The organism is Arthrobacter sp. ISL-65, assembly GCF_018613795.1.
Taxonomy (GTDB): Bacteria; Actinomycetota; Actinomycetes; order Actinomycetales; family Micrococcaceae; genus Arthrobacter.
The window spans coordinates 31,990-44,326 of record NZ_JAGGPN010000028.1 but is presented as its reverse complement, the minus strand read 5'-3'; the positions used below and the strand labels follow the sequence as shown (position 1 = coordinate 44,326).

General features: G+C 67.8%; 12 protein-coding genes. 1 reads left to right on the top strand and 11 read right to left on the bottom strand.

Annotation, left to right across the window (positions count from 1 at the left end; genetic code table 11):
• Nucleotides 1–27: 27 nt before the first annotated feature.
• The 11 genes from J7I85_RS12015 to J7I85_RS11965 all read right to left on the bottom strand — a co-directional run bounded on the left by J7I85_RS12015 (nucleotide 28) and on the right by J7I85_RS11965 (nucleotide 10,732).
• Nucleotides 28–711, bottom strand: coding sequence for a 3-oxoacid CoA-transferase subunit B (locus J7I85_RS12015; protein WP_214851983.1), 684 nt, complete (start codon nucleotides 709–711; stop codon nucleotides 28–30).
• A gap of 1 nt (nucleotide 712) precedes the next feature.
• Entirely contained in the window at nucleotides 713–1,414 is a 702-nt protein-coding gene (locus tag J7I85_RS12010; RefSeq protein WP_214851982.1) for a 3-oxoacid CoA-transferase subunit A, read from the bottom strand.
• A 3-nt stretch (nucleotides 1,415–1,417) separates the two neighbouring features.
• On the bottom strand, nucleotides 1,418–2,620 hold the full coding sequence (locus J7I85_RS12005) for a thiolase family protein (RefSeq protein WP_214851981.1): 1,203 nt from the start codon (nucleotides 2,618–2,620) through the stop codon (nucleotides 1,418–1,420).
• Between the two features lie 77 nt (nucleotides 2,621–2,697).
• On the bottom strand, nucleotides 2,698–3,150 hold the full coding sequence (pcaC, locus tag J7I85_RS12000; RefSeq protein ID WP_214851980.1) for a 4-carboxymuconolactone decarboxylase: 453 nt from the start codon (nucleotides 3,148–3,150) through the stop codon (nucleotides 2,698–2,700).
• Nucleotides 3,147–3,965: an alpha/beta fold hydrolase gene (locus J7I85_RS11995; RefSeq protein ID WP_214851979.1), complete on the bottom strand. Its 819-nt coding sequence runs from the start codon at nucleotides 3,963–3,965 to the stop codon at nucleotides 3,147–3,149. Before J7I85_RS11995 ends, pcaC begins: the two co-directional genes overlap by 4 nt.
• Complete coding sequence (locus J7I85_RS11990) at nucleotides 3,958–5,445, bottom strand: lyase family protein (RefSeq protein ID WP_214851978.1); 1,488 nt, start codon at nucleotides 5,443–5,445, stop codon at nucleotides 3,958–3,960. Before J7I85_RS11990 ends, J7I85_RS11995 begins: the two co-directional genes overlap by 8 nt.
• On the bottom strand, nucleotides 5,442–6,032 hold the full coding sequence (gene pcaG / locus J7I85_RS11985; protein ID WP_214851977.1) for a protocatechuate 3,4-dioxygenase subunit alpha: 591 nt from the start codon (nucleotides 6,030–6,032) through the stop codon (nucleotides 5,442–5,444). Before pcaG ends, J7I85_RS11990 begins: the two co-directional genes overlap by 4 nt.
• On the bottom strand, nucleotides 6,025–6,930 hold the full coding sequence (gene pcaH / locus J7I85_RS11980; protein WP_308159468.1) for a protocatechuate 3,4-dioxygenase subunit beta: 906 nt from the start codon (nucleotides 6,928–6,930) through the stop codon (nucleotides 6,025–6,027). Before pcaH ends, pcaG begins: the two co-directional genes overlap by 8 nt.
• A 31-nt stretch (nucleotides 6,931–6,961) precedes the next feature.
• Nucleotides 6,962–8,884 carry a bifunctional sugar phosphate isomerase/epimerase/4-hydroxyphenylpyruvate dioxygenase family protein gene (locus tag J7I85_RS11975; protein ID WP_214851976.1) on the bottom strand — a complete coding sequence of 641 codons (1,923 nt, stop codon included), beginning with the start codon at nucleotides 8,882–8,884 and terminating at the stop codon, nucleotides 6,962–6,964.
• The gene (locus J7I85_RS11970; RefSeq protein ID WP_214851975.1) at nucleotides 8,884–9,765 is read right to left on the bottom strand and encodes a shikimate dehydrogenase; all 882 of its coding nucleotides are present in this window, start codon (nucleotides 9,763–9,765) and stop codon (nucleotides 8,884–8,886) included. The genes J7I85_RS11975 and J7I85_RS11970 overlap by 1 nt, the downstream gene beginning before the upstream one ends.
• Nucleotides 9,766–9,901: 136 nt before the next feature.
• Nucleotides 9,902–10,732: an IclR family transcriptional regulator gene (locus J7I85_RS11965; RefSeq protein WP_214851974.1), complete on the bottom strand. Its 831-nt coding sequence runs from the start codon at nucleotides 10,730–10,732 to the stop codon at nucleotides 9,902–9,904.
• A 228-nt stretch (nucleotides 10,733–10,960) separates the two neighbouring features.
• Between J7I85_RS11965 and J7I85_RS11960 the strand changes: the two genes are divergently transcribed.
• Complete coding sequence (locus tag J7I85_RS11960) at nucleotides 10,961–12,280, top strand: MFS transporter (RefSeq protein ID WP_214851973.1); 1,320 nt, start codon at nucleotides 10,961–10,963, stop codon at nucleotides 12,278–12,280.
• Nucleotides 12,281–12,337 lie beyond the last annotated feature (57 nt).

Sequence of the window (12,337 nt, the reverse complement as noted above, 5' to 3'; positions counted from 1 at the left end):
GGGTGCCAAGTGTCCGTTCGCGCTTGGTTAACGCTCGACGGCGGGGGCTGCCGTAAGGGGGACGGGCACCAGGGCCTGGAGTTCCTCGAGCGTGCAGCCGAAGGTTTCGCGGACGCGGACGCCGTCGGGTCCGGTCAGGAACACCGCCTTGTCGGTGTACACGCGGGTCACGCAGCCCAGCCCGGTCAGCGGGTAGGTGCAGGCTTCCACGATCTTGGAGGCACCTTCCCTGGTCAGCAGCGTCATCATCACGAACACGTCCTTGGCGCCGGTGGCCAGGTCCATCGCACCGCCCACCGCGGGGATGGCGTCCGGGGCGCCGGTGTGCCAGTTGGCGAGGTCACCGGTCGCGGAGACCTGGAACGCGCCGAGGACGCAGATGTCCAGGTGCCCGCCGCGCATGATCGCGAACGAGTCGGCGTGGTGGAAGTAGGACGCCCCGGGGAGTTCGGTGACGGCGATCTTGCCGGCGTTGATGAGGTCCCCGTCGATCTGGTCCCCGGTGGCCACCGGACCCATGCCCAGCATGCCGTTCTCGGTGTGAAGCGTGATGTTCTGCTCCGGCTTGAGGTAGTTGGACACCAGGGTGGGCTGGCCGATCCCCAGGTTCACGAACGACCCCGGCGCGATGTCCCGCGCCACCATCCGGGCGAGGTCATCGCGGCCCAGCGGCGTTTCGGACGTCTGGATGCTCGTCTCTACAAGGCTCATCTCAGGCCACCTGTTCTGCGGTGCCGGCGGCGGCAGCACCGCTGGAATCAATACGGACAATGCTGTTGACGTAAATGCCGGGGGTCACGATATTCTCCGGGTCCAGCGAACCGGTGGGCACGATCTCGGAGACCTGGACCACGGTGTGCTTGGCCGCGGCGGCCATGATGGGGCCGAAGTTCCGGGCCGTCTTGCGGTAGATCAGGTTCCCGACGCCGTCGGCCTTGAGCGCCTTGATGAGGGCGACGTCGGCGTGGATGGGCGTTTCGAAGACCTGGCCGCGGCCGTCGATGATGCGGGTTTCCTTGCCCTCGGCCAGCATGGTGCCGTACCCGGTGGGTGTGAAGAAGCCGCCGATGCCGGCGCCCGCGGCGCGGATGCGTTCGGCCAGGTTGCCCTGCGGCACCAGTTCCAGCTCGATCTGACCGGCCTTGTACTTTGCGTCGAAGTGCCAGGAGTCGGACTGCCGCGGGAAGGAGCAGATCATCTTGCGGACCCGGCCTTCCTTGATGAGCAAGGCCAAACCCTGGTCGCCCTGGCCGGCGTTGTTGTTCACGACGGTCAGGTCCGTGGCGCCGCTCTCCAGCAGCGCGTCGATCAGTTCGAACGGCTGGCCGGCGTTGCCGAACCCGCCGATCATCACGGTGGAGCCGTCCTTGACGGCTGCGACGGCCTCGCCGACGGTGTCAACGAAATTCAGCATCGCCTATGCCTTTCCTTCAGAAGCGGTCACGTTTTCGAGCACGACGGCAAGGCCCTGGCCGACGCCGATGCAGATCGCCGCGACACCCCAGCGCTCACCGGAGGCCTGCAGGCTCCGCGCCAGCGTGCCCAGGATCCGGGTGCCGGAGGCGCCCAGCGGGTGGCCCATCGCGATCGCCCCGCCGTGGCGGTTCACGATCGAGGGGTCGATCCCCCAGGCGTTGATGCACGCCAGGGACTGCGCGGCGAACGCCTCGTTAAGTTCGACGGCGCCCACCTGGTCCCAGCCGATGCCCGCCTTCGCGAGTGCCTTGTTCGCCGCCTCCACGGGGGCGAAACCGAAGAACTGGGGGTCGTTGCCGTGCGCACCGCGGCCCGCGATCCGGGCCAAAGGCTCCAGTCCCAGCATCGAGGAAGCGTTCTCGGATCCGATCCAGGCCGCGGAGGCGCCGTCGGACAGCGGGGAGGCGTTGCCCGCGGTGACGGTGCCGTTCTCGGTGCGGAACACCGTCTTCAGGCCGGCAAGCTTCTCGGCAGAGGAGCCGGCGCGGATGCCTTCGTCCCGAACCAGGTCAGTGCCCGGCACCGGGGCCACCAGGTTGTCGTAGAACCCCTCGTCCCACGCCGCGGCGGACAGGTTGTGCGAGTTCGCGGAGAACTCATCCTGCTGTTCGCGGGTCACGCCGTACTTCTCACGCAAACGCTCGGTGGCCTCGCCCAGCGAGATGGTCCACTCCTTCGGCATCGCCTTGTTCACCAGGCGCCAGCCCAGCGTGGTGGACGCCAGGGTCATGTCCCCGGCCGGGTAGGGCTTCTCCGTCTTGGGCAGCACCCACGGCGCGCGGCTCATCGACTCGGCACCGCCCACCAACAGCAAATCCGCATCGCCGGCGTTGATCTGCCGGGACGCGATGATCGCCGCATCCAGCGACGAACCGCACAGCCGGTTCACCGTGGTGCCCGGGATCGAGACCGGCAGACCGGCCAGCAGCGTGCCCATCCGGGCGATGTTCCGGTTCTCCTCGCCGGCGCCGTTGGCGTTTCCGAAGACCACTTCGTCAATGCGCTCCACGTCCAAACCGGGCGCGCGCTTCACGGACTCGCCGATCACATGCGCGGCAAGGTCATCCGGACGGATGCCGGCGAGGCCGGAGCCGAACTTTCCGAACGGCGTGCGTACGGCGTCGTATACAAAAGCCTGGTTCATGAATTCCTCAAATACTCTGGCTCAACTGGGTAGCACATCAGGGCGTTCTGAGGGCTCAGAACGCCATCTGCTGCTACCTAGTTGGGTGGGGTGGGGGCGTTGGCGGGCCCGGTGCTGTCCATGTCATGGAAGACCTGCTGGGCTGTCTTGAAGGCGGTGTTGGCGGAGGGAACTCCGCAGTAGATGGCGGTCTGCAGCAGGATCTCCTTGATCTCGTCCCTGCTCAATCCGTTGGTTATGGCCGCGCGGATGTGCATGGCCAGTTCTTCCCAGTGCCCGTGCGCCACCATGGCGGTGATGGTGACGGCGGAGCGCATCTGGCGCGGCAGTCCCGGACGGGTCCAGATGCCGCCCCACGCGATGCGGGTGATCATGTCCTGGAAGTCCTCGGTGAAGGCGTCCTTCTTGGCGTTGGCCCGTTCGACGTGAGCTTCGCCGAGCACTTCGCGCCGGACCACCATGCCGCCGTCGTAAATCTCCTGGCTGGTGGCGTCCGGCTGGACCACCCCGTGGCGTTCGGCGCCACTCATTTGGCTGCTCCGCGGGTTTCGGCCCAGGAAATGAGGCTCCGCATCAGCTCGGCCACGTGGGCAGGTGCCTCGGCGGGCGCCAGGTGCGCAACGCCCTCAAGGGTGGCCGCAGAAGCGGTGCCGCCACCGGCGGTGATTCCGGCCGCCACTTCTTCGGCCATCGCCGGCGGCGCAACGCCGTCGTGCGCGCCCGCCACAATCTGGGTGGGGACGGTGATGCTGCCGAGCTGGTCGCGGACATCGAAGGCGGCCAGGGCCTCGCAGCAGAAGGCGTAGCTGAAGCGGTCGGCGTCGCGCAGGGAGTGCAGGAGCCGGCTGCTGAGTTCCGGCTCGCGGTCCATGAACCCGGGCGCGAACCAGCGTTCGGCCGAGCCCTGGATCATCACGGCGGTGCCCTGGCTGCGGACGGTCTCAGCGCGTTCCAGCCAGCCCTCGGGGGTGCCCAGCTTGGCGCCGGAGCACTGCACGGAGAGGCTCTTGAGCCGGTCGGCGTGCTTGATGCCCAGCTGCAGGCCGGTGGCCCCGCCCAGGGACACGCCGGCGTAGTGGAACGTCTCGCCGGGGGCGATCGAGTCGACAAGCTCGACGACGGCGTCCGCCAGGTCCGCAACGCTGAAGGTTTCGCTGGCGGCGGCAGAGACGCCGTGGCCGGGCAGGTCCCAGGCGACGACGTCGAAATCGTTGCCCAGGAGTGAGCCGGCCTGGGACCACAGCACCGAGGAGGTGCCGAGCGACGGCCCGACGATCAGGAGGGGTTTGTCTCCCAGCGCACGCTGGGGGGAAAGCAGCACTGCCTTCACTGCTGGTTTAGCCACGGGAATCTCCGTTTCCGTCTGGTTCGGTTGAAGTAAGCGCAAAATCCGGGAAAGCGGCCAGGATCCGCCGCGAGATCTCGGCTGCCTGCCCGAGGTAGCTGGCAGGGTCGAGCAGTTCCTCCAGCTGTGCGTCGGAGAGCCGGTCCGAGGGCACAGCCTCGCGCAGCAGCCGGCGGTAGGTGGCAGCCTGTTCGGCCGCCGGCGCCTGCAGCGTCTTGTCGACGACGGCCTGCAGCTGCTGTTTCCCGTCACCAGATCCGCCTGCCCCGTCCGCCGAAAGAAGCGGCGCCACCGCGGCGGACACTCCCTCGCTGAGCAACAGCGGCCCGGACAGGTCCAGGTTCCGCCGCATCCCGTCGGGGAAGACCTGCAATCCCTCCGCGAGTTCCCGCATGTGGCCGGCGGCGCCGAGGGCCAGGGCGAGCAGCTGGCGCAGGGCCGGCCATTCGGTGTGCCACGCACCGTCCGGGCGTTCGTCGTTGAAGGTGGCGGCGGCAAGGTGCAGCTGCGCAGCCAGGGCCGGGGCCTGGAGGGCGGCGCTGCGGACCAGCACCGAAAGCACGGGGTTCTGCTTCTGCGGCATCGCCGAGGAAACTCCCCGGCCGGGCGCGCGGGGCTCGGCAACCTCGGCCACCTCGGGACGGCTCAGGAACAGGACATCCGCGGCGATCTTGCCGAGCGCGTCCACCACGGAAGCCACGGCGTCGCCCTGCGACGTCACGGCCAGCCGGTTGGTGTGCCACGGTGCCGGCGTGGCGGCGAGGCCCAGCTGCGCGGCCAAAGCGTCAGACAGTGCAAAGGGGTCCGTGGCTGAGCTGGAGGTCAGCACAGTGCCGGCGGCCAGCGTGCCCGCCGCGCCGCCGAACTGCACCGGCAGCTCCAGCGCCTCAAGCCGGCGCGCCGCGGCCGCCAGCCCATGGAACCACTGCGCCGCCCGGAGCCCGAACGTGAACGGCAGCGAGTGCTGGGTCAGGCTCCTGCCGACGCACAGCGTGTCCGCATGCTGCTGCGCCAGCCGGGCGAGCGCCGCCGTCGTGCCTTTCACGTCGGCGAGCAGCGCCGCAAGGGTGTTGCGGGCCACCAGCATCAGGGCCGTGTCCAGCACGTCCTGGCTGGTCAGCGAAGTGTGCACGGCTTTTGCTGCACCGACGCCGGCTGTGTCCAGCGCCTTGACCTGGGCCCGGAGGTCGGCCAGCAGCGGGATCACGGGGTTTCCGCCGCCCTGAGCACGGCGGGAAATATCGGCAGGATCGTGCCGGGAGGCGTCGGCAGCGTGGGCTACCACGGCAGCGGAACCGGCGGGAGCGAGGTCATGCTGCTCCAGCACCGCGGCCCAGCCCGCCTCGACGGCGAGAATTGCCGCGAGGACGGCCCGGTCACCGGTCAGTGCTGCCACGAGGGGCGACGCCGACACGGGACTGAGTAGCCCGACGTCGCCGTAAAGCCCGCCGCCGGCGCCCGCTGCCTGGAACCCGGTCACTTTGTGGCGCCCCCGGTTCCGGTTCCGTCGAAGTCGAGGAAGACGGTTTCGCCTTCACCCTGCAGGCGGATGTCCCAGGTGAGGCCGCCGTCGGCATCGCGGCGCGCGATCAGCGTCTTGCGGCGCTCGGGATCCAGCGAAGACAGCAGCGGATCCTTGGCCAGCGCCTCCTCGTTCTCCGGCAGGTAAACGCGGGTGAAGAGGCGGTTCATCAGGCCGCGGGCAAAAATGACGACGGAGATGAAGGGTGCAGCGCCGGGTTCCGTGGGTCCCGGGTTCACCGTGGTGAAAGTGTAGACGCCGCTGTTGCCGACGGAGCTGCGGCCGAAACCTGTGAAGGTGTAGCCGTCGCGTACCAGCGAGCCGGTCCGGTGGACGATGTTGCCCTCCGCATCCGGCTGCCAGATTTCGAGGATGGCGTCCGGAATCGGGTGCCCGGCGCCGTCATAGACGGTGCCCTGGAGGCGGATGGAGCCCGCGGATCCGGGGGCCAGCAGTTCGCGGTCCTTGTCATAGGGCAGGGCGTAGCCGTAGAACGGGCCCACGGTCTGGCCCGGGGTGGGAACAAGCTTGGTGGAGTTACTCATGGTCATCGCCTTCCGCACCCAGCGCCTCGTTCTCGGTCCAGGTCCGCTTGGAACCCGTCAGGACGATGTCCCAGTTGTAGCCCAGCGCCCATTCCGGCTGGGTCAGGTCGTGGTCGTAGTTGGCCACAAGACGGTCGCGGGCATCCTGGTCCACGATCGACTGGTAGATCGGGTCCAGCGGGAAGAGCTGGTCGCCCGGGAAGTACATCTGCGTCACGATCCGCTGGGTAAATTCCTGACCGAACAGCGAGAAGTGGATGTGCGCGGGCCGCCAGGCGTTGAGGTGGTTCTTCCACGGGTAGGCGCCCGGCTTGATGGTGGTGAAGCGGTAGGAGCCGTCCGGGCCGGTGATGCAGCGGCCAACACCGGTGAAGTTGGGGTCCAGCGGTGCCGGGTGCTGGTCCCGCTTGTGGATGTAGCGGCCGGAGGAGTTGGCCTGCCAGATCTCTACCAGCTGGCCTGCGACCGGGCGGCCGTCGCCGTCGAGCACGCGGCCCGCGACGATGATCCGTTCACCCTGCGGTTCGCCGTTGTGCTGGATGGTCAGGTCCGATTCCAGGGCGTGCACGTCCTGGTGCCCGAACGCCGGGGAGTACAGCTCGATGGTTTCCGGGTCCGCGTGGTGCAGGCTCTTGGTGGGGTGGCGCAGGATGCTGCTGCGGTACGGCGCAAAGTCCAGGCGCGGCTGCGTTTCCGGCGCCGTCCCGTCCTTCAGCGCCTTGGCGTAGGCGTCTCCGAGGGCCTTGATCTCGGCGCTGAGATCCTGCTGGGTTTCCACGCGGGGCGCCTCAACGGGGACGTCTGCCGGGGCGGCGGCCGGGGTTGCGGGTACTGCGTCCGACAGGTCCTCGGTCAGCGCGTCGGCGTTGTACGTTGCGAGATTCACGTCTTCAGGCACAGCAGCCTCCTTTCAATCTGTGGTTGGGCAATTAGTGGTTGGTCTGGGTCAGGTCATGCAGGTGGTCGTACTGGACGGCGTGGCGCACCGGCGCGTTGGGGGCCCCGTAGCCGTCGTAGTTGCCGCGGCGTTCCACCATTTCAAAGAACACGCTGCCCACCGTGGCGGTGTAGAAGTGCAGGAACTCGCCGTCGGCGTCGCGGTCGTACAGCAGGTTGAGGTCCCGCAGGGTGTCCAGGAATCCGGGGTCGAGGTCGAAGCGGGCGTCCAGGTCCTCGTAGTAGTTCTCCGGGATCTGCAGGAAGGCCAGTCCCCGGTCGCGGGCGGCGCGGGCGGTTGCCACCAGGTCATCAACCGCGAAGGCGATGTGCTCTTGGTAGGTCTTCCGCGGGGCCGTCCCCGGGTCCGCGCCCTCCTGCTGGATGACGGGGGCCAGGTTCAGCACCAGGCGCACGTCCCGGTCCGAGGTCTGCATGACCTGGGACCGGACCAGCCCGCTGGGGCTGGCGACCTCGGCATACGGCTGGGGCTCCAGCGCCAGGGCGCTCGTGTAGAAGAGGACAGCCTCGTCGAAGTGCTGCCACGGCTGGGCGAGGTTCACGTGGTCGATGACGGCGTTCCGGGCACCGGACGGGACTTCAAGACCCTGCCCGAATTCAGCAGTCCAGGCCGCGGTGCCGTCCGGGCTGCCCTGGCACAGGAAGATCTCGGTAGAGTCGGGGGCGGCGAAGCCCTGGAACACTTCCTCGTTGGCCTGGCTCTTGCGGGGAACCACGGGGGCTTTGAGCTGCTGGGCGCGGGCGGAGGCAATCACCGGGGAGTCGACGTCGAACCCCAGGGCGGCGATGGCCGGCTCGGCCGCCGCGGGGGCCTGTTCGTTGATGATCACCCGGGCGTGGCCCATGGTCCACAGCTGGACGTCCTTGGTGCGGTGGCGGCCGTTGAACTCGAAGCCGAGCTGGCCGAGCACCTTTTCCAGCACCCCGGTGTCCGCGGCCTTAACCTCGGCGAAGTTGAAGCCGGCGGGCTCTGCCACCTGCGGAAGGGTTGCCAGTTCCATGGGATAACGACGGCGGGCAGGGGGCTGGGTGGCTGCGGCGCCCGCTGCGGTTCCGTTAGCCACCGGCGCGTTCGTGTCCAGCCACTTGGCGCTCTGCTCCTCCAGCCAGATCAGCGAACGCATCGCGTCAACCGCGGTGCGTTCGACGTCGGACTGGCGGAAGACGTCATTGAAAACCTCCAGCGACACCGGTCCGGTGTAGCCGGCGCGGACCACGTGGCCCATGAACTTGGCGAGCTCGAACTGGCCTTCGCCGGGGAAGACGCGGTAGTGCCGGCTCCAGGAGAGCACGTCCATGGAGAGCTTGGGGGCGTCGGCCACCTGCACGAAGAAGATCTTGTCCGCGTTGATCTTTTCGATCGGCGCGGTGTCCCAGTCCCGGGACAGGATGTGGAAGGAGTCCAGGCAGGTGCCGAGGTTGGGGTGGTCCACCATCTCCACGAGGCGGTGGGCGTGTTCGTAGTCGTTGACGTACTTGCCCCAGGCGAGGGCCTCGTAGGCGACCTTGACGCCGTGCTCGCCTGCGAGGTCCGCCAGGGCGGAGAGCTGCGTGGCGCGGAGGTCGTCGTCGTCGATCGTGGCGGTGGCGACGTTGGTGCAGACCAGGATGGTGTCCATGCCCAGCCGGGACATGAGCCGGAACTTGGCCTCGGCCCGGCGGAGGTTGGCTGCCAGCAGGTCCTCGGTCACGCTGTCGAAGTCCCGGAACGGCTGGTAAAGGTCCAGCGTGAGGCCCAGGTCCGCGGCCATCTTGCGGACGTCTTCGGGGCTGAGCGATGAGGTGACGAGGTCCTGCTCGAAGATTTCGATGCCGTCGAAGCGTGCGATGGCGCAGGCCTGCATCTTTTCCTTCAGCGTGCCGGAGAGGCAGACGGTGGCGATTCCGGTGCGCATCAGACGGCCACCTCTTCAGCGGCGATGAGTTCCAGGAAGTGGGCGCGCATCCGCTCGGCGTCGGGCTCGATGCCGGTGAAGATCCGGAAGGCGTCAGCTGCCTGGCCCACGGCCATGCGTCCGCCGTCCAGCACCTGGCAGCCCTTTGCCCGCGCTTCGCGGACGAGTTCCGTTTCGATGGGGCGGTAGACGATGTCCGCCACCCAGTGGCGGGGTTCCACGAGCGCCATGTCCAGCGGCGTGCCCGGGTGGGCGGCCATGCCCACGGGGGTGCAGTGCACCAGCCCGTCGGCGGCGGGCATCAGCTGCGGCAGCTCCGCCGTCGTGCGCGCGGTGACGGTGCGGTCCGGGAAGAAGCCGGCCAGTTCGGCGGCACGTTCGGCGCAGCGCGCCGGATCCATGTCCACGAGTTCCAGCGTCTGCACGCCGGCCGTGAGCAGGGCATAGGCGACGGCGGATCCGGCGCCGCCCGCCCCCAGCTGCACCACGCGGTCCAGCTTGGCGTCCGGAAGTCCGGAGGCCAGGGCGGCGGCAAAGCCGGAGAAGTCTGTGTTGTGGCCGATGAACCGGCCGTCCTGGATCACCACGGTGTTGACGGCGCCCAGCCGTTCGGCGTCGGGGGCGATCTCGTCGAGGTGCTCGAGGACCAGCTGCTTGCAAGGGTGCGTGATGTTCAGGCCGTTGAAGCCCATCCGGTGGGCGCTTTGCAGCAGGTCGCCGACGGCGGTGGCCGGCAGGTCGAGCTCGTGCAGGTCGATGGGCCGGTACAGGTAGCGGACGCCCTGGACGTCACCTTCGCGCTCGTGCATGTGGGGCGAGAGCGACGGCATCACGCCATCCCCGACAAGTCCTATCAGGTAGGACTCGGTTCGATTGCTCATGCGTGCGGCTCCTTTGACAACGGCACTCGGCCGGCTTGGGCGTCTGCTGCGCCCCGTGCTGACCGGGTGATACGGATAACAGTACAGGAAAAGTTCATATGATGCACTCTTGTTCTAGATGCGAACAAGGAAATAATTAGCGCTGGGGCAGGCGGGCGGAAAGCTCCACGGCGGCCGCCTGCAGCAGGGGAACCAGCGCCACAAGCTGCTCCATACTGAGCCGGAATACCGGCACGGCGGTGGCCAGGGAGGCGAAGGCGATGCCTTGCGAATTGAAGACCGGCACCGCCACCGCCCGCATACCCAGCTCGTTCTCCTCATCCATGACCGCGTACCCCTGCCGCCGGACCTTCTCGATCTCGGCGCGGAAGGCGTCCCGGCCGGTGATGGACAGGCTGGTCAGCGGCTCCAGCGGGAGCTCCTCGAGCAGCCGTTCGCGGTCCTCGTCCTCGGCAAAGGCGACGAGCGCCTTGCCGACGGAGGTGGTGTGGAGCGCGCCGAGGTGCCCGGGGTCGCTCGTGACCCGGAAGGTCTGCGGGCCGTCCACCTTGTTCACGGTGAGGTGGTGGATGCCGTCGCGGACGGACAGGATAGTGGCCTCCCCCGTCTCTTCGGTGACCCGGCGCAGGATGGGCAGTGCCGTACCGGCAAAGCCGTGGTGGCTGGAGACCCGCTGGCCCAGCTGGAAGATGCGCAGGCCGAGGTGATACCGGCGGCCGTCCGGCTCGTAATCCACAAACCCGTCGCGGGTGAGCGAGCCCAGGAGCCGGTAGGTGGTGCTGAAGGGAAGGTCGGCGCGGCGGGAAAGCTCCGCCGCACTGGCCCCGCGGGGCTCGTCCCCCAACAGGACCAGCAGGCCCAGCGCCTTGCCCACCATGTCGGTGCGGGATTCCCCCTTTGCGGGCTTTGTTTCTTCGGCGGGGGTATCTGCGGCCGCATTGCCGCCTGTGGCTTCCTTCACACTCATACCTCGATGTTGCCACAATGTGAGAGCTATTTCTAGATCGTGGGCAAGTTTCTTGACAGGTGACTGCCCTCACAGTCATAGTTGCTGTATCGCACAAGTAGCTCTCACCATGCGGCTACTTAGTCCGGGTCTTTCCAAGGACCTCCAGCCGCCCCTTTCCCCTACAAGGACGGCGGCTGCGATCCTCCCGATACATCCGCGACAATGTCGTCACACTGAAGGAACACCATGAGCCAGACAATCCCGTCCACGACGCCGGGCACTGTTGCCCCGGCCGGGACACCGAAGAAGGCAGCCCTTGCCAGCTTCCTCGGCAGCGCCGTCGAGTACTACGACTTCTTTATTTTCGGCTCGGCAGCCGCACTGATCTTCCCGCACGTGTTTTTCCCTAACGCTGACGCCAATGCCGCCATCATGTCCTTCGCGACGTTTGGCTTCGCTTACATCGCACGGCCCATCGGCGCCGTCATCCTGGGCCACTTCGGTGACCGGGTGGGCCGCCAGAAGGTCCTCATGTTCACCCTGGTGCTGATGGGCGCCTCCACCTTCGTCATCGGCTGCCTGCCGGACTTCAACACCGTCGGTTGGTGGGCCCCCGCGCTGCTGGTGCTGGCCCGCCTCTGCCAGGGCCTGTCCGCAGCGGGCGAGCAGGCCGGCGCCTCCTCCATGACCCTGGAACACGCTCCGGACAACCAGCGCTCCTTCTTCACCTCCTGGACCCTCACCGGTACCCAGGGCGGCCAGATCCTCGCCGCCCTCGCCTTCATCCCCGTGCTTGCCCTGCCTGATGAAGTCAAGTACGGCATCGGCTGGCGCATCCCGTTCTGGCTCAGCGCCGCGATTGTCGTGGTGGCATTCTTCATCCGGCGCACGCTGCACGAGCCGCCCGCATTCGCGGAAGCCCAGAAGTCCGCCCAGATCGCCAAGCTGCCTGTAGCCGATCTGCTGAAGCACCACTGGCGCGACGTCCTCCGCGTTGTCGCCTGCGCCTTCATCGCCGCCGTTTCCACTGTCTTCGGCACCCTGGCCATCAGCTACGCCAAGACCGTTGCCGGCGTGGACGGCACCACCACCCTGTGGCTCGTGGTCGGAGCGAACCTCGTGGCCCTCGGCACCCAGCCCCTGTTCGGCAGGCTGTCGGACCGGATCGGCCGCAAGCCCGTCTTCATCTACGGCGCCGTGGCCAGCGCCATCCTCACGCCGGTGTTCCTGCTGAGCCTCGAGTCCGGCAACGTCCCGCTGATGTTCCTCGCGGCCATCGGATTCTTCTCCTGCGGCTACGCAGCATCCAACGCCGTCTGGCCGTCCTTCTACGCCGAAATGTTCAGCACCAAGGTCCGCTTCTCCGGCCTGGCCATCGGCACCCAGCTCGGCTTCCTCATGGCAGGCTTCGCCCCGGCCATCGTCGCGGCCATGGGCGGCATCAAGCCCGGCGGCTGGGTTCAGATCAGCATCTTCACCGCGATCATTTGCGGCATCGCCGCCATCTCGGCCCTGACGGCCAAGGAAACCTTCAAGGTTCCCACCAAGGAGCTCGGGCTCAAGTAGCCCGGGGCTCAGGCAAACCAATACGACGACGGCGGTCCGCCCCTTTCGGTAGGGGGC